19 protein-coding genes are annotated in these 21479 nt (G+C 53.8%); 8 read left to right on the forward strand and 11 right to left on the reverse strand.

The window, feature by feature from the left end; all coding sequences use genetic code 11:
• Nucleotides 1-23: 23 nt before the first annotated feature.
• Entirely contained in the window at nt 24-1442 is a 1419-nt protein-coding gene (locus tag Q7P68_RS04650; RefSeq protein WP_304223414.1) for a TP0584 family protein, read from the reverse strand.
• A gap of 66 nt (nt 1443-1508) precedes the next feature.
• On the opposite strand from Q7P68_RS04650, the gene Q7P68_RS04655 reads away from it, so the two are divergent.
• Genes Q7P68_RS04655 through Q7P68_RS04665 form a run of 3 tightly spaced genes read left to right on the forward strand, consistent with a single transcriptional unit; the run spans nt 1509 to nt 4395 of the window.
• On the forward strand, nt 1509-2297 hold the full coding sequence (locus Q7P68_RS04655) for a hypothetical protein (protein ID WP_304223417.1): 789 nt from the start codon (nt 1509-1511) through the stop codon (nt 2295-2297).
• Nucleotides 2298-2319: 22 nt separating this feature from the next.
• Entirely contained in the window at nt 2320-3657 is a 1338-nt protein-coding gene (locus Q7P68_RS04660) for a DUF8086 family protein (RefSeq protein ID WP_304223420.1), read from the forward strand.
• Between the two features lie 30 nt (nt 3658-3687).
• Nucleotides 3688-4395, forward strand: coding sequence for a hypothetical protein (locus tag Q7P68_RS04665; RefSeq protein WP_304223422.1), 708 nt, complete (start codon nt 3688-3690; stop codon nt 4393-4395).
• Here Q7P68_RS04665 and Q7P68_RS04670 read toward each other — a convergent pair.
• The 3 genes from Q7P68_RS04670 to mnmE all read right to left on the reverse strand — a co-directional run bounded on the left by Q7P68_RS04670 (nt 4392) and on the right by mnmE (nt 8168).
• On the reverse strand, nt 4392-4622 hold the full coding sequence (locus Q7P68_RS04670; protein WP_304223426.1) for a glutaredoxin domain-containing protein: 231 nt from the start codon (nt 4620-4622) through the stop codon (nt 4392-4394). The two genes, Q7P68_RS04665 and Q7P68_RS04670, sit on opposite strands and share 4 nt — an antisense overlap.
• Before the next feature lie 114 nt (nt 4623-4736).
• Nucleotides 4737-6647 carry a tRNA uridine-5-carboxymethylaminomethyl(34) synthesis enzyme MnmG gene (mnmG, locus tag Q7P68_RS04675; protein ID WP_304223428.1) on the reverse strand — a complete coding sequence of 637 codons (1911 nt, stop codon included), beginning with the start codon at nt 6645-6647 and terminating at the stop codon, nt 4737-4739.
• 9 nt (nt 6648-6656) lie between these two features.
• On the reverse strand, nt 6657-8168 hold the full coding sequence (gene mnmE, locus Q7P68_RS04680) for a tRNA uridine-5-carboxymethylaminomethyl(34) synthesis GTPase MnmE (protein WP_304223431.1): 1512 nt from the start codon (nt 8166-8168) through the stop codon (nt 6657-6659).
• Between the two features lie 119 nt (nt 8169-8287).
• Here mnmE and Q7P68_RS04685 point away from each other — a divergent pair, with 119 nt between their 5' ends.
• Nucleotides 8288-9649, forward strand: coding sequence for a hypothetical protein (locus Q7P68_RS04685; protein ID WP_304223434.1), 1362 nt, complete (start codon nt 8288-8290; stop codon nt 9647-9649).
• On the opposite strand, the gene Q7P68_RS04690 is transcribed toward Q7P68_RS04685, so the two are convergent.
• Nucleotides 9650-9820, reverse strand: a complete 171-nt coding sequence (locus tag Q7P68_RS04690) for a hypothetical protein (protein WP_304223437.1) — start codon at nt 9818-9820, stop codon at nt 9650-9652.
• On the opposite strand from Q7P68_RS04690, the gene Q7P68_RS04695 reads away from it, so the two are divergent.
• Nucleotides 9819-10664 (forward strand): UTP--glucose-1-phosphate uridylyltransferase, encoded by an 846-nt coding sequence (locus Q7P68_RS04695; protein WP_304223440.1) that lies wholly within the window; start codon nt 9819-9821, stop codon nt 10662-10664. The two genes, Q7P68_RS04690 and Q7P68_RS04695, sit on opposite strands and share 2 nt — an antisense overlap.
• A gap of 274 nt (nt 10665-10938) precedes the next feature.
• Nucleotides 10939-13623, forward strand: a complete 2685-nt coding sequence (locus Q7P68_RS04700) for an SUMF1/EgtB/PvdO family nonheme iron enzyme (RefSeq protein ID WP_304223443.1) — start codon at nt 10939-10941, stop codon at nt 13621-13623.
• A gap of 95 nt (nt 13624-13718) precedes the next feature.
• On the opposite strand, the gene Q7P68_RS04705 is transcribed toward Q7P68_RS04700, so the two are convergent.
• From Q7P68_RS04705 to Q7P68_RS04715, 3 genes are read right to left on the reverse strand one after another with little or no spacing between them, the layout of a single operon-like run.
• Complete coding sequence (locus Q7P68_RS04705; RefSeq protein ID WP_304223445.1) at nt 13719-15071, reverse strand: M18 family aminopeptidase; 1353 nt, start codon at nt 15069-15071, stop codon at nt 13719-13721.
• Entirely contained in the window at nt 15064-16350 is a 1287-nt protein-coding gene (locus Q7P68_RS04710) for an HD-GYP domain-containing protein (RefSeq protein ID WP_304223447.1), read from the reverse strand. Before Q7P68_RS04710 ends, Q7P68_RS04705 begins: the two co-directional genes overlap by 8 nt.
• A gap of 21 nt (nt 16351-16371) precedes the next feature.
• A complete protein-coding gene (locus tag Q7P68_RS04715) occupies nt 16372-17292 on the reverse strand; it encodes a phosphatase PAP2 family protein (protein ID WP_304223450.1) in 921 nt (306 codons plus the stop codon).
• Between the two features lie 163 nt (nt 17293-17455).
• Between Q7P68_RS04715 and cysK the strand changes: the two genes are divergently transcribed.
• Nucleotides 17456-18391, forward strand: coding sequence for a cysteine synthase A (gene cysK, locus Q7P68_RS04720; protein WP_304223452.1), 936 nt, complete (start codon nt 17456-17458; stop codon nt 18389-18391).
• A gap of 15 nt (nt 18392-18406) precedes the next feature.
• Entirely contained in the window at nt 18407-18841 is a 435-nt protein-coding gene (locus Q7P68_RS04725) for an RrF2 family transcriptional regulator (protein ID WP_304223455.1), read from the forward strand.
• Between the two features lie 5 nt (nt 18842-18846).
• Here Q7P68_RS04725 and Q7P68_RS04730 read toward each other — a convergent pair whose 3' ends face one another.
• The 3 genes from Q7P68_RS04730 to Q7P68_RS04740 are packed head-to-tail and all read right to left on the reverse strand — an operon-like array spanning nt 18847 to nt 21433.
• Nucleotides 18847-19623 carry a sulfite exporter TauE/SafE family protein gene (locus Q7P68_RS04730; protein ID WP_304223457.1) on the reverse strand — a complete coding sequence of 259 codons (777 nt, stop codon included), beginning with the start codon at nt 19621-19623 and terminating at the stop codon, nt 18847-18849.
• Nucleotides 19620-20948: an iron-containing alcohol dehydrogenase gene (locus Q7P68_RS04735; protein WP_304223460.1), complete on the reverse strand. Its 1329-nt coding sequence runs from the start codon at nt 20946-20948 to the stop codon at nt 19620-19622. Before Q7P68_RS04735 ends, Q7P68_RS04730 begins: the two co-directional genes overlap by 4 nt.
• Nucleotides 20945-21433, reverse strand: a complete 489-nt coding sequence (locus Q7P68_RS04740; protein ID WP_304223462.1) for an RpiB/LacA/LacB family sugar-phosphate isomerase — start codon at nt 21431-21433, stop codon at nt 20945-20947. Before Q7P68_RS04740 ends, Q7P68_RS04735 begins: the two co-directional genes overlap by 4 nt.
• Nucleotides 21434-21479: the final 46 nt, after the last annotated feature.

Consider the following 21479-nt stretch of genomic DNA (forward strand, 5'->3'; position numbering starts at 1 on the left):
CAATATAGCTCCTTAATAGTCTTTTACACCACATCCTGGATGCCGAGTTTTTTTAGTTGTTCCTGCTCTTCCTTTTGGGCTATGTATTCGTGGCGCTTCTGGTTTGCCTTGACTATGGCATTTTTAATAGCAGAAATTTCAGGTTTAATGCCCCGGACTTTTTCTCGATTTTCTTTGGAAATCTCGGTCTTAAAGAACTCGTCTAGGGCAGAAAGGACCCGGTGGAAACGCTGCAATTCCTCTATGTTTTTAGAAAGGATGGACAGAAGCTGTTCTTCTGAAGCATTTTCCATTTTAGTCATTACACTCGAGCTGCGGCTGCTGAGGGATGCAAAATACCGGGACTTTTTGTCCAATTCCAGCCTAAACTCTCCAAAATTGAGTTTTTCCGATTTGGTAGTCCCAAGAACCGGATCCAGGTATTCAATGTCATAGAAGACTTCTTCCAAGTCTTTGTTCAGCATCTTAAGAATAATTTGCCGAACCTTTTGCCAAAATCCGTTTTGCTCGCTGTCAAGGAGCAGTTTGTTGTCATCGAGCTTATTGATTGTATCTGTGAGGATGTAAGACAGGTTTCCCAGACCTTTCAGCGCATCCACAAGCACAGGACGAAAAGAAACGACGGCAGTCTTTTTAGTTTGGGTTTCTTCTGGTATGGAAAGCCGCTTGATGAGGTCGTTTTTAAGCCCCTCTCCTTCGGCGCTGTAGTTTTCTTTGAGCAGCTCTTCGAATAATTCAGGATAAAAAGGCCGGTCCGACATGGATTCGGCAAATTTGCGCTTTACCAGCTGCAAGGTTTCATCTTTTTTCATGAATACCGTATTGCGGTCCAATTCAAGGGCATCAAAAAATCGGAGGCGGGCTTCCAGTTTGTAATTTTGCCGGTGAAAGTCAGTAATGTCCTTAAGGATTTTTACGATAGTCTTGGTGGACGCTTCGAGCCGCTGGAGGGAGTCGACGATGAGTCCTGTCCCAAGCTGGTCATTGCCGCCCTTGGCCATATTGACGATTTCTGCCAGGGCTCGGGTGTTGATATGCTGGGAGTTAACGGTGAACTGAAGCCAGTTAAAGTATTTAACCAATCCCGCAACCCGTTTGATCCGTTCCAGGGTTAGGAAATCTACACTGAATTGATAAAAGGTGATGAGAAAATCGAGCTGGCTGTCAAAATTGGAAAGCCGTATGCTCATCTGCTCCATCCGTTCGCTTTCGGTAAAAGGAGCTTCGCTGGGAATTTCCAGTTCTCCGATTTTGATATCGTTTTTGTAGGGGTCCTCTTGGACCAGGCCCTTCCGTAATAAAAGCTGGTACAGGCTGCCGAATGCTGCTTTAAAGAGGTTAAATTCATTCTTTAGCTGGGGCAGCAGATTGCGATCCATCCAGAGCTTTCGTTTTTCCAGAGCCTCTGCGAGATCGTTTTGAAACTGGAGTGCATCTTTCATTACTAAATAAGTATGCCCCATTTTCTCTATTAAAGCAATCCGCAGAGGGGCAACTGTAATTTGGCTATGAAAAGCGCCTCAGTCCTCTTCTTATCATTGGTAATAATAATAGTGTCATCCTGCAATATGGACTCTGTTGCAGCCGGATTAGATACCGTTGATATTGTATTTGAACTGCCTCCAGTGCCCGAGTCTTGGTGCATAGTTTTGGGCCCTCCCTGCTGGTTACTGGAATGGGCCGCTCAGGATGGTAGCAAGGTTGCTGTAACTGTTCCAAAGGACACAAACCAGGTCTCAGTGAGGTTAAACATTCATCAATATGAAGCTTTTTGGGGATGGCCCTATTGGCCAGAGTACGGCATAGTTCCATACCGCGCCCGGCCTGCAGGAGCCCTGGTTCCGCTGGATATAAAAGACAGGCACTGCAGGCTTACCTGGTTTGGAGGTGTGGAGGCGGCTTTTTTTAGCTTGCTGCGCCAAAGTCTCGGAGACCCGCGTTATGGACCAGAATATTTTAACTGGCCCCGGTTCCGTTCCCTCTTTCATGAAGCAGCCCTCCCTGAAGAGGTCCTGGCAGACCCGTGGTGTGTGGATTGGCTTACCGTGGCTAAAAAAACAAAGGCCAGCGGGTTTGACAGGCGGCGGCTTGTGCCTATGCTTGAGCGGCCAATTATGATTCGCTTCAAGCCCCCGGGCCCCTGGGTCTCTGGTTCGCCCTTTGGAGCTCAGGTGCTGTTCTCTGACCTTTATGAACCGCAAAATATATTGATAAATGCAGGGGCTACGGTGGATACCTTTTTATCAACCCATGGTATAATAGCCTATTCGTGGGATGGGGCTGCCTATTTTCCCTAATCATATTAGTACGGAGTACTCCATGGCTGTACTGCAGCGCTGCTTGTATGTCCTGCCGATACTGTTTCTGGTATTAGGCTGTTCAAAAAAAAATATCGAAACAAGGGAAACAAAAAGCGTTCGGCCCGAACCGTTTCGCCTTTTTACCTATAAGCAAGGGCAAGACTCTCAGGACTCTAACCAAGGCCAATGGTATGAAATCTCTCCTGGGCATCTTAATCCGATTAAAGATCCCGCCAATTCCCAGGTGGTCCCCTATGCTCCCTGGACCGCAGCGCGCCGTATAGTGGGCTTTGTGGCAAGAAGCTCTAACGCTTTTGCAGGACTAAACAGGGAAGGTTTTCTTGTGTTCGAAGAAACCCCAGCGGGAGATCTGGCCCTGTATAAGATTGATGGCGGCGCCTTTGTAGAGCCCTATTGTGCTCTGGCGCTTATGCTGGTTCCCTCTGCTGAGTTGGGAACCGCTCAAAATCTTGGACAGTCTTTGTCTGCCGGATCTGTGCCGGCTCTGCTGGTTGCCCGGGATCCTTATTTTGGTGATCTCTTGAACGGCAGCGGTACTACTGCTGGCTCCGGTGTTTCATCCCCTTCGGTTCCGGAGAACCCTTTTGTTTATCTTGATTGGGCCGATTTCTCACCCCAGGCCAAATTGCCGCAGGCAATACGGCCGCAGGCCGTACGGCCTGCAGCCTTTGGCATAGGGCTGGCCAATGTAGAAGCCCTGACCAGGTCCAGTGACGGCCGATGGTATATGAAGGTTGCCCAGTCGAACGCTACTGCGCGTGCAGCTACGGCAGATTCTGTTTCGCCGGGCACTGCCTCGGCAAGTCTTGTCTCGCCGGCTGCTGCTTCGGCAGGCTCAGAAAGCTCAAAGTTTTATTATGCAGCTCCGGCTTTGAACAAGGAAGCGACACGGATCAGCCGGGGAGACTATCAGAATGCGCTCTATCCGCAGCCCTTTGGAAATATGCCTCGGGCTGTACAGACACTCATGAGAGCCTTTAGCGATTCCCAAAGAAAAAAACATTACCCGGTCTTGCAGCTCCTTAAAAAAGACAGTTATGGGCTGGAGACATTTGTGGCAGATCCGGAGACTAAAAATACAGTTCCCCTCTCCGGCGGAGAAACAGAAATTGTAAAATTTTTAGGCTATGCGGATTCTGAAAAGGCCCTCGTAATACTTCCCGATGGCCGGGGTGTTATACGGCGATCTAAGATAGAGGCCTTCGAGCTCCCCTCGTTGCCTGAGGGCTTTGCCTATACCGGAGTAGTACTAATTAACCGTTGGTTGATTGCAAGCTGGGAAGAACAGGAAAGCTTTGCAGTCGGGGCTGCGGGTTTTCTTGTTTTACCGCTGTAATTCGCTCCAGGAGTGGGCTATACTGAAGGTATGAACGGAACATATAAACGCCTGTCCCCTTGCTATACAGGGATAGGTTTTTTTCTAACCCTGTCACTGTTCCTTCTGTGGGGGAGACTTCCTGTTCTCCATGCTGCGGATATAAACTGGTCGGTAAAGGGCTCGATATTTTTTATTCCTGAAGACAACGGCTTAGAAGGGGATCCTATGCCGGTGCTTCCCATGCCGGGATTCAGCGCTGAGTTTTCCTTGCCCTATAACCTCTCTCTCGGCACTGCCTATGATTTATACGCCACCTATTACGGATACAGTTCTACCCTTGGTAGGGCTGTTCCGGTTGCTATAGAAAACCGGTCCACCTTCGTACTCGGTAACCTCCTTTCGTTCTATGCTTCCTATGTAATGAACATTCCGGCCCTGACAGCCTCTGGGCTCAGGCTTAGGTTTTCCAGCGGATTCAGTGTGGATGCCCGGCTTTGCCTTATCGCAGATGGCCTCGAAGGCGCTGATCTGGAAGACGCCGCAGCCCAAACCGCGCAAGTTACTAGCTATTTCTGGTCTCATGGCCGTTGGTTCTTTCCCTTTACCGGCTTTGGAATCGATTTTGTAAAGCTGGGAAACACCTGGATCGGTGTGGAAGGAAGGGTTTGGTATCCCCTGTATCGCACATGGTCAGGGGATACGGCACCAGCCGCAGAAGGCTGGCGCGTCGCTGCAGGGCTGAGGGTTTCGTTTTAGCGGTTTAAGGCCCGGTCGATTTCGGCCTTATTAAAGCCGATAATTATCTTTCCGTTGATGTCTACCACGGGGACTCCCATCTGACCGGACTTGCGGACCATTTCCTCTGCCCGCCGCTGGTCCCGGCCCACATCAAAATCGGTAAAGGGAACGCCTTTTTGGCGCAGATAGTTTTTTACCATAGTGCAGTAGGGACAACTCTGTGTGGAATATACGTTAACAGCCATATCAATCCTCCTTGAATGCTCTTAAATTGCAATTCTTATACATATAAAATATAATATATATAAAAAATAGTCAAGGGGAATCGAAACGACAAGATTGAAATAGCCAACCAGATTTTAGCTTTCTTCCGCGTATCGTTTGGCGGTCATGATGAGGACCGCGATGTCACCTTGCCGCACCCCGTTAATGCGGCTCGCTTGACCTATGGTGAGGGGCCTTATTTTCATGAGTTTTTCTTTGGCTTCTGCGGAAAGACCCAAAATTGTCTTGTAATCTAAATCCGGCGGCAGTTTCATGGCCTCCATTTTCGCGGTCCTGGCAGCTGCCCGCCGTTCCTTTTCGATGTATCCTGCGTACTTAATGTCCAGGCTAACTCGCTCTACCCATTCCCGGGGATACCGGTCCAGTTCGGGGGCAAAGATCTTAATGTGCTCAAGTTGAACCTGGGAATTAGTGAGGGCCCGTTCCAAAGATTCGCCGATATGGGGAGTAAGGACTGGATCCAGATTGATGAAATTCTCCTGGTTCTGCCCGATCTCCCCGCTCTGGTTAGGCGGAGCAGGCGGTGCGGAACTGACTTTCCGGGAACGGAGGAGCTCCGTAATCTCATCCAAAGTTTGCACCTTTTTCTGGAACCGTTCCCAGCGCTGGTCATCAACAAGGCCCAGGGCCCGACCGCGGGGGGTGAGACGGGAGTCTGCCGTATCGTGGCGGAGCATGAGCCGGTGTTCGGCCCGGCTGGTGAACATACGGTAGGGTTCCTTGGTGCCCAGGGTCGTGAGGTCATCTATCAAGACGCCGATATAGGCTTCGGAGCGTTCAAGGATGAGGGGCTCCTTGCCAAGGATTTTCATGGCCGCGTTAATGCCCGCCACGATACCCTGGGCCGCCGCTTCCTCGTAGCCTGAGCTGCCGTTGGTTTGTCCTGCCACAAAGAGGCCCGAAAGCCGCTTGGATTCCAAAGAGGGGTAGAGGTCCTGGGGATCCAGGTAATCGTATTCCACCGCGTAGGCGGGACGGACTACCCGGGCCTCTTCCAGGCCGGGGAGGCTATGGATAAAGGCTACCTGTACATCTTCGGGGAGGGAACTGGAAGCGCCGTTCAGGTACATTTCATTGGTTTCGAGGCTTTCTGGCTCAATAAAAATATGGTGCCGCTCCCGGTCGGGAAAGCGAACCACCTTGTCTTCCAGTGAGGGACAGTACCGGGGGCCCACACCGACTATTTTGCCGCCGTAGAGGGGAGACCGGTGTATGTTCCTTTGGATGATCTCGTGGGTTTTTTCGGTAGTGTAGGTTATCCAGCAGGGAACCGAGGGCCGGCTCAGGCGGCTGTCTGCTTCGATATCAAAGGTAAAGGGCAGGGCTTCTTCGCCGTCCTGCCGTTCGAGCCGACTATAATCAATGGTTTCCCCGGCGATGCGGGCGGGGGTTCCGGTCTTAAGACGCCCCACCGGAAAACCCCGGCGGCGCAGGCTGGTGCCGAGCCCGATGGCTGCCCCTTCGCCGAGGCGGCCCATGGGCGCGTCGTATTCGCCGATAAAAATCTTACCTTCCATAAAGGTACCGGTGGCGAGGATGGCGGCCCGGCAGCCGATCCGGTGCCCCCGTTCGGTCACCACCCCTTCGAGCCGCTGGCCGTCTTCTGACACGATAAGGTCTACCACGGTGTCCATGAACACATGAAGGTTCTTTTGCCCTTCGACGGCTGACCGGGCCGCCGCCTGATACAGCCACTTATCCGCCTGGGCACGGGGCGCCTGCACCGCGGGCCCCCGGGAGCGGTTCAGTACCCGGTACTGGATCAGGGTCGCATCGATCAGTTTGGCCATCTGGCCGCCCAAGGCGTCTACCTCACGGACCAGGTTTCCCTTGGAAAGCCCGCCGATGGCGGGGTTGCAGGAAAGGGCCCCGATTTTATCGGGATTCTGGGTAATAAGAAGTGTTTTAAGTCCAAGGCGGGCCCCCGCCAGGGATGCTTCTATTCCCGCGTGTCCTCCGCCTACCACGATAATGTCGTAATCCATAGTGTGATCCTATTTGCCGACACAGAAGCGGCTGAACATGGTTTCTAGTATTTCTGCGGTGGATACTTCGCCGGTAATTTCTCCCAGGGCTTCCACCGCTTCCCGAAGTTCCGGGGCGATAAGATCCAGCGGGGCGCGCTGGTCCGCCAGAGTCAGGGCTTCTTTCAGGGCTTCTATAGCCCGGTCCACCAGGGCTTTCTGCCGTTCCGAAGCAATGCCGACGACCGCTTTACTTTGACTGCCTGCTGGGGGCGCCGAATCTGATCCGCCGCTCAGGGCTTCTTTCATGGCATGGGCAAGCTCTGGTATGCCGATCCCTGTCTTGGCACTTACAGGCAGCACCATGGGTAAGCGAATTGGCTCTGTTTCGGGAAGGGGCCTGATATGAGGGGCCACATCGGCCTTGTTCCAGACCACAAGGAGGGGAGCCGCATCCCGGCCTTCCCACAGTTCGCTCCGGCGGTATTCATCAAGAAGCTGTAGGTCTTCCGATTCAAAGCCCCGGCTGCCGTCTACAATATAGAGAATAAGGTCCGCGCTCTGCACAATGCTTTTACTGCGTTCTACTCCGATTTGTTCAATCGGATCTTCTGCGCGGCGCAGGCCCGCCGTATCTACAAGCCGGACCGGAATGCCCTCCAGGGATATCCAGGCCTCTATATAGTCCCGGGTCGTACCGGGGATATCTGTTACAATAGATCGTTCTTCTTTTAAAAGCCGGTTAAAGAGGCTCGATTTGCCCGCATTAGGACGCCCCGCAATGGCCACCAAAGCCCCGTCCCGGTAGAGTTTTTCGATCCGGTAGGACGCTGCAAGTCTTTCCAGGGTTTCCAAGGCCTCTTCTACCCGTTTTCGGTCCGGCAGGATTCCCGCTGCTTCCGCGGCAGGGAGGGGAATCTGATCCGGGTTTTGGCAATCCAGTGCGAGGCCGTCTTCCGCGATAGCCGATACACCGTCATCCTCTGAATAATCTAAAAAGAGTTCTGTGGCAGCCAGGGCTTGAACAAGGTCTTCTTTTATAGCCCGGATTTCTGCTTCCAGGGCGCCTGAAAGCCGGTCCAGGGCATGGCGGCGGCTTTCGTCGGTTTTTGCTTCTATCAACTCTACAACCGATTCGGAACGGGTGAGGTCGATTTTACCGTTCATAAAGGCCCGGAAGGTGAACTCGCCGGGCAGGGCCTGGCGGAAGCCCGCATCAAGGAGGCATTGCAGCACCGAACGGGCGGTGGCAATGCCGCCGTGGCAGGATATGTCAACGGCATCTTCGCCGGTGTAGCTCCGGGGGGCGCGAAACACCGAAACTAACACTTCATCAACCTTTTCGCCCCCTTTGTTCACTATCCAGCCATGGACTATGGTGTTGCCCGGAGCTTCTGAAAGCTTTTTTGGCCGGGAAAAGCAGGCTGCCACAAGGTCAATGCAGCCGGGACCGGAACTGCGAATGACCGCGAGGGCGCTTTCTGCCAGGGGAGTTGCATGGGCTGCAATGGGATCGTTGCTGCCGTAGGATGGACGAATCATAGGTATCTTGGGAGCATAGCGAAAATCCTATGAAAAAACAAGCCGAGCTTGACGAACGAAATTGACGCGGTATACTTCAAGCAAAGATGAAATTATGGAGACCCCATGAGGAGGATACTATGGGAAAATTGCGTACAATAGTGCTCGCGCTTTTGGCCTTGCTGATTGCGGCGGGGACCGTAACGGCCCAGCAGGCTGAAATAAGCAAAAAACAGGATGTGGCAGTTTTTGCCCTGGGTTATTATGGGTATAATATTCCGCTTGAGGTCCTGGCCAATGTGGACGCGGAAATACAGGGCGTGTTTGTTAATTTAGGCCGCTTTAACGTACTGGGCCAAACCGAGCGGTTCTCGTCCAAGGACGTGCAGGATTTCATCAACCTGATTCAGACCGCTAAGCAAAACAACACGCCGCTTCCGGATGAGGTTAAATTCGGCGATGTGCAGCTGACCGAAGGGCTCCTTAAAAAACTCTACGGCGCCTTCGTGGTGGTAATTCCTACCATCGTGGACTTTAAGGTCGAAAAGCCTAATAACGAATATCAGGCCCGGATTAAAACGTCGGTGGCCTTTCTGAACGTAGCCGAAGGTACCACCATTGGCATGGCAAACATTGAAACCACGGGAACCTCTAAGGAGACCCAGACCAAGGCTGTGGCGGATGCCATAAACGCCATTCCGGTGCAGCTTACCTACGAGGTCCGGAAAATCCCCGCCTTTACCCTGCGGACCCAGGTACTACAGGCCAACGCCTTTGAAGTAAAAATGCAGTTCGGCACCGACATGGGCGTTATGGTGGGGGATGAATATGTGGTGGTTAAGCGCAGCACCATCGGCGGCCTCGTGGACGAGCGGGAAGACGGCCTCCTGGTGATAAAGGATGTGGGGCCCCAGATCAGCACCGCCGCGGTCCGCTACGCCGGTCCTACCCTTAAGGAAGGGGCCCAGCTGCGGGAAGTACCCCGGCTCGGTGTGGATGTGGAGCCCTACCTCTACTACCTCACCTATTTTAACAATGTCTATGGCTGGGATCTGGGGACTACCAATCTTACCCCCACCAAGGGGGCCCTGGCCATCGGCGCTAAGGCTGCGGTGAGCCGCGGCTTCTATGATGTGCGGCCAATCGTTGGTGTGCAGATCAACTTTGATACCGCCCTGTGGCTCCCGGTGATCGCCTATGCGGGTGTGGAGTACAACATATACCTCCGCCGCCTCGCCCTGACCGGTACTGCGGCCTTTGCCGGCGCAAGCAACGCCATTGTGCGGATTCTGGAAGAAAATTATTCTACAAGCGATGACCCCTGGTTTACCCATTACGGTATTAAGCTCAATGTGGGGGTAAGCTACCTTATCAGCCGGGATATGCGGATCTTTGCGAACGGTGGCATGGATTACCTCTTTGGTGTGGCAGGCAGTGTCGGCGGTCCATTCCAGAGCTACGGCGGCTACGGAATCGCCGCGGGAATCGCCTTTAAGTTGTAATTAATACACGTTGATGAAGGGCTGTCCGGTCTTGTGCCGGGCAGCTTTTTTTTGTGCTTTTATGTGTGTAGGATACGGCCTTGTTGTGACTGGCCGGGCTAAGACCTCTTGCTGGGAAAGGAGCTTATCAAGCTTGCATAGACTGGCGGGGCTTGCTACTATACCCTGCATGAAAGGAATTATTGTTGCCGCGGGCTACGGCACCCGCTTTTTGCCTGTTACCAAGACCATTCCTAAGGAAATGTTACCGGTGGTCAACGTGCCGTCTATCGCCTTTATTGTTGATGAATTTGTAAAGTCCGGTATCGAGGACATCATTATTATCAGTTCCCGCCGTAAAAAGGTGCTGGAAGACTATTTTGACCGGGAGATAGAGCTTGAATCGGTCTTTGAAAAGGAAGGCAAATTAGACCGGCTTGAGCGGATCCAGCCGCCGGCCAACGTCCGTTTTGCCTTTGTCCGCCAGCAGCGAATGCTTGGTACGGGCCACGCCCTTTTACAGGTTAAGGGCCTTGTGGGTAACGATGCCTGTGTGGTGGCCTATCCTGACGACCTCCATTTAGGGGAACCGCCACTGGCTTCCCAGCTTATTGCCGCCTGGCGGGAAACGGGCTGCTCGGTCATGGCCAGCGTGTACGAACCGGGAGATGTAAGCCGCTACGGAGTTCTGGATATTGCCGCCGACGGCAAGCATGTCCGGGCCATTGTAGAAAAACCCAGCCGGGGCACCGAACCGAGCCATGAGGTCTCCATTGGCCGCTACCTTTATACGCCTGAGTTCTTTAACTATCTGGAAGAGGGCTGGCAGCGCCATGAGGGGGGCGAATACTACCATATTTACGCCCTCAACAAGCTTATGAACGAAGGCAAGGTGGTGTACCGCCGCCTTTCGGGCCAGCGGCTTGATACGGGCGAGCCGGAGGGCTACCTGGACGCAATTTTGCGCTATGCCGACACGGTCCCCTCGCTCCGCAAGGTCCTGGATGCCTATATGGCCGAACGAAGGGGAAACTAAGCGGTTTGAAACTGGTTTAATTGACAGTTCTTTTTGGTCCTTATTATACTCAATTTAAAACTACAATAATAATATTGAGGCTCCGTATGCCTAGACAAAAAGGACTACTCATAAATCGATTTTTTTCGATTTTATATCTTGCCCTTGCGCTCAGTGTTCCGTCTTTGGCCAGAACACAGGGGCAAGCGGGACAAGCAAAGGAACCGGGACGACGGCCCCTACTACCACCGCTCCCGCGACTGTAGCGACCCCCGCGACGACCCCGGGGCGCCGGGTGGCCCTGGTGATAGGCAACGGGGCCTATAAGGATAACCCCCTCCGTAACCCCACCAACGATGCGGACGACGTGTCGAAGGTCCTTAAGGACGCAGGCTTTGAGGTTACGGTTGTTAAAGATGCGGACCAGACCACCTTTGAAAAGGCGGTAAAGGATTTTTCAAGCCGACTTTCCGGGGCGGATACGGGGCTCTTTTACTACGCAGGCCACGGGGTACAGATTGAGGGGGTAAACTACCTTATCCCGGTGAGTCCCCGGCTTGACAATGTGGCGGATGTAAAGCTCCGGGCCATGGCGGTGGACAGTGTCGTGGCCCGTATGGAACAGAGCGGCATAAAGACCGCCTTGGTGTTCCTGGATAGCTGCCGGGACAATCCCTTCCCTGGCGCTTCGCGCTCAACGAATAGGGGCCTTGCGGTGGTGCCCACACCTAAGACACGGAACAGCCTTATCGCCTACGCCACAGCCCCGGGGGAGGTGGCGGCGGATGGGACGGGGCGCAACGGGGTCTTTTCTGCGGCCTTTATCGCCCAGGTGGCTATTCCCGGCCAGGAGCTTTCGGAGCTTATGCGGAAGGTGAGCGCCGATGTTGCGGCCGCTACGGGGGGTAAACAGAACCCCCGGGTCGACTTTGGTATGCAGGAGCCCTTTTGGTTTATAAGCCCCGATGAGATGGCTTTCCGGGCCGAGGCAGCCCTTAAGGCGAACCAGGAAGAAATAGCCCGGCTCGAAAAGGAGCTTGCCGAGCGGCAGGCAAGGATAAACGCGACCCGGGACGCCCAGGCCAAGCAGGCCCTGGAGGTGGAGCAGCAGCGCCAGGCGGCCCTGGCGGCGGCAAAAAAGCTAGAGACAGAGGGGCTCGCCCGGGAAGCGGAACGGCAGCGGAAACTTGCCGAGGAGGCAAACCGGGCTGCGGCGGAGCGGGCTGCGCTTGCTGCAGAGCAGGCCAAGCAGCAGGCGGTTTTAGCATCTATTGCGTCTTCCCGGCGGGCGGAGCTAGAAAAACTTGCCCGGGATGCGGAAAGCGACAACCCCGACGTGCTTATCGAGACCATTGAGCGGCTTGATAGGGTGCTTGCCGATGTGGCTAAGGAATACGCAAGTACCTGGAAGAGCATCGAGGCAAAGCTCCGGGAGGGCTACACGCCCCGGTTTGTGGCCCTTTCGGCTGCTAAGCCGGAGCTTTGGGAGACCGATGCGGAGTTTAGCGCCCGCATCAAAAAGGAAAGGACAAGCCTTGAGCGGGAGATGGAACAGGCCGTAGCTTCCCGCAAGGCGGAGCTTGAGGCGGAGCAAGTAAAGCAGACTGCTGCAATGCGTAAACAGTACGAAGACGCCCTGGCCCTCCTGGCTCGCAAAACCTGGGTGCTCCAGAGGCAGTCGGTGGGTTTACAAATCGGCGAGTTTGACCGGAATGAGCGCACCTGGCCCTTTACGGTAAGCTCTTTTGATCCAACTATTCCAATGGAGCCTCGCACCTTTGTTGTGAATCTTGCGAGTGCGCCTGATGTGCGGAAGGCGATTGTGGACCTGGACACGGCGGTCAAGGCTGGGGCCCTGGCGGGGCGCATTGAATGGGCCTTGAGGCGGAACCGGGACAAGGGCTGGTACGAGCTTGTGATACGGCGGGTATCGGTGGAAAACCTAACCACGAGCGCGACCGTCGCCGCATGGCAGGGGGAAGTTACAACTGCCTATTTTACTCCCGGAAAGCGCCAGAGCCCCAGCCTTGCCCGGGCTACGCTCAGGCTCACAAGCCCAGATGCTGGGGGCCGCCTGTACCGGGATGGGGTAGACATGGGCCCCCTCCCCATAAGCCTAAGCTTACCAGCAGGTCCCTACGGGCTTGAAATTCGCTGGAGCGACAGAACAACGAGCATTTCCGGAGCTTTAGAAATCGGTGCAAATGTCTCGCGGAGTGTTGTAAAACCTTTACCCCTCATGCTCCCCGTCGCTGGCGGAAGTTTCGAAATGGGTTCAAATAATGAAGAAAACGATGAGCGCCCGGTCCACCGAGTAACGGTATCCTCCTTTTTTATGTCCGCCACGGAGGTAACCCAGGCCCAGTACAAGGAGGTGATGGGGATAAACCCAAGTAATTTTACAGGCGGAAGCGATGTCCCCATGCGGCCGGTAGAAAATGTGAGCTGGTATGACGCGGTTCTTTTTTGCAATAAGCTCAGTCAGAAGGAAGGCTATGAACCGGCCTACTATAGCGATGCAGATTATAAAAAGGTGTATACCGGGGGAGACGCGGTGTACTGGAAGCGGAGCGCTAACGGCTATCGGCTCCCCACGGAGGCGGAATGGGAGTACGCGGCCCGGGGCGGCGCTCTGAGTAGGGGTTATCCCTATGCGGGGAGCGCCGCTGTCGATGAGGTTGCGTGGTATAGTAGTAATTCACGAAGCACCCGCCCCGTGGGAACCAAAAAGCCCAATAAACTAGGGCTCTATGATATGTCGGGGAATGTCTGGGAGTGGTGCTGGGACTGGTATGGGGGTTATGGCGCGGGCTCTGTAACGAATCCCGCGGGCCCGAGTTCTGGCACGAGCCGGGTTCTTCAGGGTGGAGGCTGGGGCTACGACGCGTCGGGCACGCGGGTCGCTGACCGGAGCAATAGTAGCCCGTCTATCAGCTACTACAACAGCGGGTTCCGGCTTGTTCGCCCCCAGTCCGAGTAGGGCAGGCGGCCGCCCCGTGCGGGGCAGTTATGATGCGCCGGGGTGCGCGGGCCTGCTTGTGCCGCACAAGAGCAACCGCGGCTTGTCAACTTAACTCAATTGTTCAATTGTTCAAAGCCCTTCTTGAGTACCTGGACCATCATTTCATGGTCCAGGGTCCCTGCGGTTTCGCGGATGGAATGCATGGATAAGAGGGGGGCTCCCACATCGACGGTTTTAATGCCCGTAAAGGCTGCAGAGAGGGGTCCGATGGTGGTCCCCGGGGTAATATCGGCCCGGCTCATGAATTTTTGGCAGGGGACACCTGCCGCATCGCAGTAGAGCCGGAAACGGGCCTCCGCTTCGCCATCGGTGGCATAGCGCAGGTTGGCGTTCACCTTAAGGGCTGGCCCTCCGTTCAGGACCGGCGCAAAACTTTCATCAAACTTTTCGGGGTATGAACCGTGGTAGGCCTGGGCAACATCCACCGAGATTGAGAACGATGCGGCCAGGGCCCGGTACAGGTCCTCGGCGTTTTTATCCAAAAGGGCAGAAATCCTGCCCAGTATGTCCCGCAGAAAAGCCGAATCGGCCCCCTCGGGCGAAAGGGACCCAATTTCTTCATGGTTAAAAAAACATGCCACCTGGGTATGCCCGGCGCTCTGTGCGGCCAGGAAGGCTTCCAGGATTGCGTGGCAGCCTAATAGATTATCCAGGCGGTAGGCGTTAATAAGTTCGCCCAGGGGGCCGAAGCGTACCGGGCCCTGGGCATCGACAAAATACAGGTCCGAACCCAAAATTGCATCAGCGGGAACGCCAAGCTGGGCAGTCACGCGATGCAAAAGGTCTGCGGCAAGAGCTTCTGCCGCTCCGCTGTCTAGTGCTATTTTCCCTGCCTCTGGGGCCGCGCTTCCCGAAGCGGAAAGCAGCACCGGCAGGTGGTTCTGGGCATTGTATTCAAATCCCTTATTGAGGTCCCGGTTTAGGTGGATAGCCAGATTTGGGACTACTCCGATGGGCTCCGTACTGTGTATAAGGCGGCTTTCCGCTTTTCCGTCCTGATTTTTTATGAACACCCTTCCTGCCAGCGCCAGGGGGCGGTCGAGCCAGGTGGATATAATGGGGCTCCCATAGAGCTCTACCGCAGCCCGTTCCATGCCCTTGCCGGTGAGGCTCTTTTCGAGCCGGGCCTTGAGTCCGGGGCTGTCCGTATGGGCTCCGGCTACCATAAAGCCCGCCTCCGCAGGCCTCTTGAGGCCGCATCGGAAGGCAATGAGAGACCCCTCTGCTCGGATAACATAATAAATCTGCCCGCTTTTAAGCTGCCAGGGCTGCCGTTCATCAAGCTGAATAGCTCCCTGGGCATTCAGGGCCTTCGCTATCGTTTGTGCCCCATGATAGGCCGTAGGCGAATCCTTTATAAACTGGATAAGATGTGCAATAAGGCCGCTTTGCAGTTCATCAATCATAATGAATATCCTCTAACTGTCGTTCTATATTAAGAAATACCTTAACTAATACTGGATCAAACTGGGTCCCGCTGCAGCGTTTGATTTCTGCCACCGCTTCCTGATGGCTCTGGGGAATGTTGTAGGAACGGGGAGCCCTCATGGCATCATAGGCATCTGCGATAGCCACAATACGGGCGGGGAGGGGAATACGGGAGCCCGAAAGCCCTATTGGGTACCCTGAACCGTCCCAACGTTCGTGATGATAGAGGCATATGTTGTATGGAATCATGAGAAAATCAATATAACGCGAAAAGGTAGGATCATTCTGGAAAAGGATAATGATTTTTTTTATATACGCCGCGCCTGCAACTGTGTGACTCTGCACTTTTTTGAATTCTGCTTCTGAAAGCTCGTTTCCCTTGCCGATCAGTTCCTTAGAAACATGCACCTTGCCGATATCGTGCAGCAATGATGTATAGGCTATGTCCTTGAGGTACTGAAAGGTCTCGTAGGGAGCGTTTTTAAGCAATTTGAGCCGGTATATTTCTTCTATCATGCAGGTTGTGATAGTTCTGATGTTTTGAAGATGCCGAGATGTTTCCCGGTTATGCTCTTCTACCAGGGAACAGACCAGGGACACTAAAAGAATTTTGTGGGCTTCGATGGTTTTCTGCGCCTGAAGCAAACGAAGATTTGTTGCCGATAGGGTTTCGATAATTAAATCGGTCTTTTGGTAATACAAGAGTTCAATGTCGGGACTAATGTCCCTCACAGAGAGGAGATACAAGAAGAGTTTTTTCCGGTGGTTAAAGACCCGTTTCCCGCTTATCCCTAGATGCAGGAACGAGTGGAGATGAATGGGATCTTCGGCCTGGTTTTGTTCGGGATTTTGAGTTTTGTCTTCCAGTTCTTTGAGCAGGATAGGAAAATGGAAATCCTTAATGATCTGATCTTTCGTATCTGTAAAATTGCGGGGGAGAAATTTTTCAAAGAGTAGATCAATATAAATTGATGAGGTGAACTCATCCTTGGTCATTTCAATGGCTTTTAATAACTTAGGCGAAACGTGAATTACCCTTTTCCGGTGGTCCACAATAAGCGGGTATTTTTCTTTAATGGTGATTTCCAGAATAGATTTTGCCTGGTTAGTGGTTTTTTTGATAACGCTGTTATGATAGTGTTGGAGTTTTAAATAGTTATTATACAGGCGGCGGTTAACCCTGCCGGCTTTCTGGGCATAGGCCGCCACCTTTTTGTATTTTGCGAGCAGCAAGTTGTATTGGGAAAGTATATTCATAATGGCTGCCCTGGAAACAGCTTACTCTTCTACCGCGATTTCCCGGGATCCAGCGAGTTTCAGTTTCAGAAACAGCCAGGGAGCACCGGCGGAAACCCAGGCCCCCAGAATTGCATAACGGCTGAAGCGGCCCAGGGCATACCAGGGAGACCCTTCCGGGGGAAATACCATTTTAAGTCCCCCATAGATAATGACGGCGCCGATTATGCCCAGTATATAGCGGGCCAAAAGAACGAGGAATCCAGGCCGCTTCCCGCTGGCAGTGCGTGATGCCGAAAATGTAAACCATTCGGCCATAAAAATATAGCCAACGGACATACCGAAAAATACGCCGCCCATGCTGGTGTCTTCCGGGTTAAGGCCATTCATAACAAAGGCAATGAGGGCTACCACAAGAATACGGAAGCGAATATTAAGGGACAAAAAGAGTTTTTCTATACTGGAGGCCCCAAAGTAGTAGACCAAGAGTACAAGACCTGCCAGCAGCCAGCCTGCAAACACATCGGTAGGGAAATGAACCCCCAGGTATATTCTGCTAAAACTAATGAGGAGGGGCAGGACGATCGCCAGGACAAGGCCCCAGGGCTGGCGTATCCAGCCGCCAATAATACCCCACAGGGTAACTGAGCCTTGGGCATGCCCCGAGGGAATACCGTAGGAGTTTTCAACATCAAGGCCTACCGAGGGATCCAGTGCATAGGGGCGGGGCTGCCGCAGCAGGTTCTTAACGGTGCTGTTCAACCAGGCAGAAAGGAGCACTGCTGTCCCCAGCCGGATTCCTCGTTTTTCATCAATACACCAGAAAATAAAAGGAAGGATCGCCAAATAGGCAAATTCGGCTCCAAGGCTGGTAATGGTTTTCATGATTACCGTCATAGCCGGAGATTCAATCTGCTGAACAAATCGAATTACATCTAATCCCCATTGATACACATTTTCCATAGTTCTACCCTCTGTTGCTGAGATGTACAGCCTTTGAAATGGGCTCCACTATAATTAAAATGGAAAATGCGAATATTACAAGGCTCATGGGGCATAAAAATATTGTTGACAATAATAGTAATAAATAGTATTACTATAACTATACTAGTCTTTGGAGGAGCCCATGGCAAAGATAGCTGCTAAAATGACGGATCTTATCGGCAATACCCCCTTATTGGAACTGGGGAATTACGCTTCCCAGGAGGGTCTTAAGGCCCAGCTTGTGGCAAAGCTAGAATCCTTTAATCCCCTGTCCTGTGTTAAGGATCGAATTGGCTATGCCATGATCGCCGATGCGGAGGAGCGGGGGCTCCTGAAAAAGGATACGGTGTTGATAGAACCTACAAGTGGCAACACGGGTATAGCCTTAGCTTTTGTCGCGGCCTCCCGGGGCTACCGGCTCATTTTGACCATGCCGGAAACCATGAGCATCGAGCGGCGGGCCCTCCTTAAGATGCTGGGGGCCGAACTGGTGCTGACCCCCGGACCAGAAGGCATGAAAGGGGCCATCGCCAAGGCGGAAGAACTGCACAAGTCTATGCCCAATAGCCTTATTCTGCAGCAATTCAGCAATCCTGCAAATCCAGCAATCCACCGGAAAACCACCGCTCGGGAAATCCTGGCCGATACGGACGGAGACCTGGCGGTTTTTGTGGCCGGTGTCGGTACAGGAGGGACCATCACCGGCGTTGGGGAAGTGCTTAAGCAGCATAATCGGGCAATTAAAATTGTTGCGGTTGAGCCTGCCGATTCACCGGTCCTTTCAGGAGGCAAGCCGGGGCCTCACAAGATCCAGGGCCTCGGAGCCGGTTTTGTCCCCGAGGTGCTGAACCGCTCCATAATAGATGAAATCATCCAGGTAAAGACCGAAGAGGCGGTGGGGACAGCCCGGAAATTGGCCCGAACCGAGGGTGTCTTGGTGGGTATTTCAAGCGGCGCAGCGGCCTTTGCGGCGACCCAGGTGGCAAAGCGGGCTGAATATGCGGGGAAACGGGTGGTGGTGCTGCTTCCGGACACCGGGGAGCGGTATCTTTCCACTGTTCTGTTCCAAGACCTATAGCTGGTATTAAGCCTCATGAAGCTTTCATCCCGTACCCAATTTGGTCTTAAAATACTGTGCTACCTGGCGCTTCGATATGGGGCCGAGCCGGTTCAGGCTGCGGAGCTTGCCAGGGTAACGGGGACCACGGAAAAATATATCGGGCAAATTATGCTGACCCTCCGGGCTTCTCCGCTTGTCCTTGCAAGCCGGGGCGTCCAGGGGGGCTACTATCTCTCCCGTTCTCCTGAGGAAATCAACCTCTTCGAGGCCCTGGCTGCCCTCGAAGGGGAACTCCTTCAGATGGAAGCCCTTTCAGGCTCCGCTTCTTTAGAGGTGCTTTCCAATGCTCTTAAGACCCTGCAGGGTCTTGTTGCAGGAAGGCTTGAAACAACGCTTAAAGGGCTAACCCTCCAGGATCTTGTCCAGGAGGGGCAGCACTATGCGGGCTACGGTGACTGGGTTATTTAGCGCTTTTATGCAATAAGCATAAAAAAGCCCGTGGCAAGAAGCACGAGAAAAATAATTTTACCAAAGAGAATTTCATCAACCTTATGGTGAATCTTTTCCCCGATAAAAATGCCCGCTGCGAGAAAGGGGAGCATCCCTGCGGTTCCGCTCAAAATTGGGGCTGTAAAAACGCCAGATCGGATGTAATTGATAAGCAGCACCGTGTTGAGCGTGGTCCAGAGCAGGCAGAGGGTTGCGCGGAAACTTCCCTTGTCGGGGAGCGTTTTAGAAGCGTAAAGCACCACCAAGGGGCCCCCTGAAGCAAAGGCGCCGTGTACCATGCCGCCTGCGAAGAGGAGCAGGTAGTAAGTAATACGGCTCCGGAGCCTTTTCCCAAGGGCTCCTTCCGGGGCAGCGGGGCAGTTTTCGTTTTCCTGGTTTGGCCGAGTAAAGCGGCGGTAGACCTGCCAGCCAGCGCTGGCGATGATAAAGAGGGCTAAAAGTTTTTTAAGAAGCCGCGGATCAAAGCTCTTAAAGGCCATGATGCCAAAGGGAAGGCCGAGCCCCACAAAAAAAACAATGACAAAAAATTCCTTAAAATTGATGAACTTCCATTTGGTTATGACAATATAGAGGGCCAGTATCCATGCCAGGGTTGCAAGTATGGGCACACCGGTTTTGACCCCCACGAGGGTGGTAACAAAGGGCAGGGCGAGGACCGTGCAGCCAAAGCCGGTGATCGCTTCCAGGGCATGGGTGATAAGTACCGTAAGGCCCACCAGGGCAAACACGAGGGGGCTCATGAAAGCTTCTCCCGTACAAGCTGCCGCACCAGGTCCTGAGTACAGGGCACGGGGTTGTTTTTAAGCTTAAAATCGCTCTGAGCCTTATCAAAGAGAGCTGCCACCGCTTCCCGATCCACCGAACCATCTGGCCCTGCGGCGCCTGTAAAGCCGGGAATGTCTGAGAACCGATCCGGGAGGCCCATAAGGTATTTAAGCTCCACAAGCCGGTCCCTGAGATATTGGATATACGCTTCGTCGCTTAATCGAGATGTGGGGCTCTCCGGCCGGCCGCCAGCGTTTGCTTCTTGGTGCGCTTCTTGGTATACCCGTTTAGCCAGGATGAGGAATTTTCCCCGTACCGCCGGATCTCCCATGTTGAGGTCAAAAATGTTCTGGGTAAAAAAAGCGCAGGCTGCACCATGGCTCAGGTGCCATTCTTCTGAAAGAATAAAAGACAGGGCATGGATCGCGGCGGTGCCGGTTTTGTTAAATGCAATGCCCGCCAGGGTGGCTGCCCGCTGCAGGTCAGCCAAAGCGGACGCTTCTTTTGATGCCGGCGCTGCTCCTGTGCCGCCTCCCGCTTCCGGCTGTGGCCGCTCCTTATGTCTCTCCCGCTCCGCTTCCCGTGCCACACTGGCCCGCCAGGCCGGTTCCAGGCTTGCAAGCACCGCCGCGGAGGCTTCGAGAGCGAGCCGGTCCGACAGGGCGGTGGCATTTTTGTTCCAGAGGGTTTCCAGCGCGTGGGTTAAGGCATCGTAGCCCGTGGCGGCCACGAGGGGGGGCGGCAGGTCAGCCACGAGGTCAGGCGAAAGGATGGCGGCCTCCGCCTGGAGGACCGGGCTGTTCAGGGTGTACTTCCTGCCAGACCGGGCGGTGTATACCCCGAAGCGGGTAACCTCCGAACCTGTGCCGGTGGTGGTTGGTATAAGGATCAGCGGCACCTTCCGTTCCTGGGGTTTAAGGGGCGCTTCGGGGCCCAGGTATTCATCCAGATCGCCAGGGCTGTCCAGCAGCATGGCCACCGCCTTGGCCGAATCCAGGGTGGATCCGCCCCCAATACCGATGACCGCAGCGGGCCGCTCCCGCCGGGCCTTGGCCGCCATATCCATAATGTCAGCGCTGGTGGGGTTCGGGACCACCTGGTCCAGAATCTGGAGTTTCCAAAGCCGGTTTAAGTCGGCCAAGGCCCGGTCCCGCAGCGGGAAGGGCCGCGGATCTACGATACAAAGCACCGGTTCAGAACCGGCGCTCGCAGTACAGTAAACCAGGGCCTCATCCAGCCCTTCGGCGGAAAAACAAGGGGTCTCAATAATCTTTGTCGGGGAAGCAATGGCGCCTATCATTTAAAGTTTTCTTCCTCCAGAGCCACTACCTGGTTAAAAGCGTTGGTAAGGAAGTCCTTTTTAAATTCCATTTTCTGGGTAAAGGACATGGAAAGCCAGGCATCCACGATCTGGCAGCCCAGGAATGGCGCCGTAATCCAGCCCCCCATGGTCAGGACGTTTGCATTATTGATAATCTTTGCCCGCTCTCCGGAAAAAATATCCACCGCCACCGCAGCATAAACACCCTTGTGCTTGTTTGCCACAATAGCCATACCCTGGCCGGTGCCGCAGATGAGGATACCTTTTTGGGCCTCCCCCCGCTGGATTGCCTTGGCAACCTTGGGGGCCTGGATAAAGTAGGGTTCAGGCTTGTCAGCGCTCATGATGCCATAATCAATAAGGTGAATCTCCGGATGGTTTTCTGTAAGGTGCTTTACGATTTCCCGGGCAAGGGGAAATCCTGAAAGATCGCTTGCAAGGGCCAGGGTAATTTTCTCATTCATAGTAGGTACTCCTTATCCATATTGATGATCCATATTGATGAACGGA

This window comes from Gracilinema caldarium (assembly GCF_029265695.1).
GTDB classification, from domain to species: domain Bacteria; phylum Spirochaetota; class Spirochaetia; order Treponematales; family Breznakiellaceae; genus Gracilinema; species Gracilinema caldarium_A.

Coding starts and splice junctions, on each gene's coding strand:
- Q7P68_RS04650 (WP_304223414.1), bottom strand. CDS start 1,442: ATGAAAGATGCACTCCAGTTTCAAAACGATCTCGCAGAGGCTCTGGAA.
- Q7P68_RS04655 (WP_304223417.1), top strand. CDS start 1,509: ATGAAAAGCGCCTCAGTCCTCTTCTTATCATTGGTAATAATAATAGTG.
- Q7P68_RS04660 (WP_304223420.1), top strand. CDS start 2,320: ATGGCTGTACTGCAGCGCTGCTTGTATGTCCTGCCGATACTGTTTCTG.
- Q7P68_RS04665 (WP_304223422.1), top strand. CDS start 3,688: ATGAACGGAACATATAAACGCCTGTCCCCTTGCTATACAGGGATAGGT.
- Q7P68_RS04670 (WP_304223426.1), bottom strand. CDS start 4,622: ATGGCTGTTAACGTATATTCCACACAGAGTTGTCCCTACTGCACTATG.
- mnmG (WP_304223428.1), bottom strand. CDS start 6,647: ATGGATTACGACATTATCGTGGTAGGCGGAGGACACGCGGGAATAGAA.
- mnmE (WP_304223431.1), bottom strand. CDS start 8,168: ATGATTCGTCCATCCTACGGCAGCAACGATCCCATTGCAGCCCATGCA.
- Q7P68_RS04685 (WP_304223434.1), top strand. CDS start 8,288: ATGGGAAAATTGCGTACAATAGTGCTCGCGCTTTTGGCCTTGCTGATT.
- Q7P68_RS04695 (WP_304223440.1), top strand. CDS start 9,819: ATGAAAGGAATTATTGTTGCCGCGGGCTACGGCACCCGCTTTTTGCCT.
- Q7P68_RS04690 (WP_304223437.1), bottom strand. CDS start 9,820: ATGCAGGGTATAGTAGCAAGCCCCGCCAGTCTATGCAAGCTTGATAAG.
- Q7P68_RS04705 (WP_304223445.1), bottom strand. CDS start 15,071: ATGATTGATGAACTGCAAAGCGGCCTTATTGCACATCTTATCCAGTTT.
- Q7P68_RS04710 (WP_304223447.1), bottom strand. CDS start 16,350: ATGAATATACTTTCCCAATACAACTTGCTGCTCGCAAAATACAAAAAG.
- Q7P68_RS04715 (WP_304223450.1), bottom strand. CDS start 17,292: ATGGAAAATGTGTATCAATGGGGATTAGATGTAATTCGATTTGTTCAG.
- cysK (WP_304223452.1), top strand. CDS start 17,456: ATGGCAAAGATAGCTGCTAAAATGACGGATCTTATCGGCAATACCCCC.
- Q7P68_RS04725 (WP_304223455.1), top strand. CDS start 18,407: ATGAAGCTTTCATCCCGTACCCAATTTGGTCTTAAAATACTGTGCTAC.
- Q7P68_RS04730 (WP_304223457.1), bottom strand. CDS start 19,623: ATGAGCCCCCTCGTGTTTGCCCTGGTGGGCCTTACGGTACTTATCACC.
- Q7P68_RS04735 (WP_304223460.1), bottom strand. CDS start 20,948: ATGATAGGCGCCATTGCTTCCCCGACAAAGATTATTGAGACCCCTTGT.
- Q7P68_RS04740 (WP_304223462.1), bottom strand. CDS start 21,433: ATGAATGAGAAAATTACCCTGGCCCTTGCAAGCGATCTTTCAGGATTT.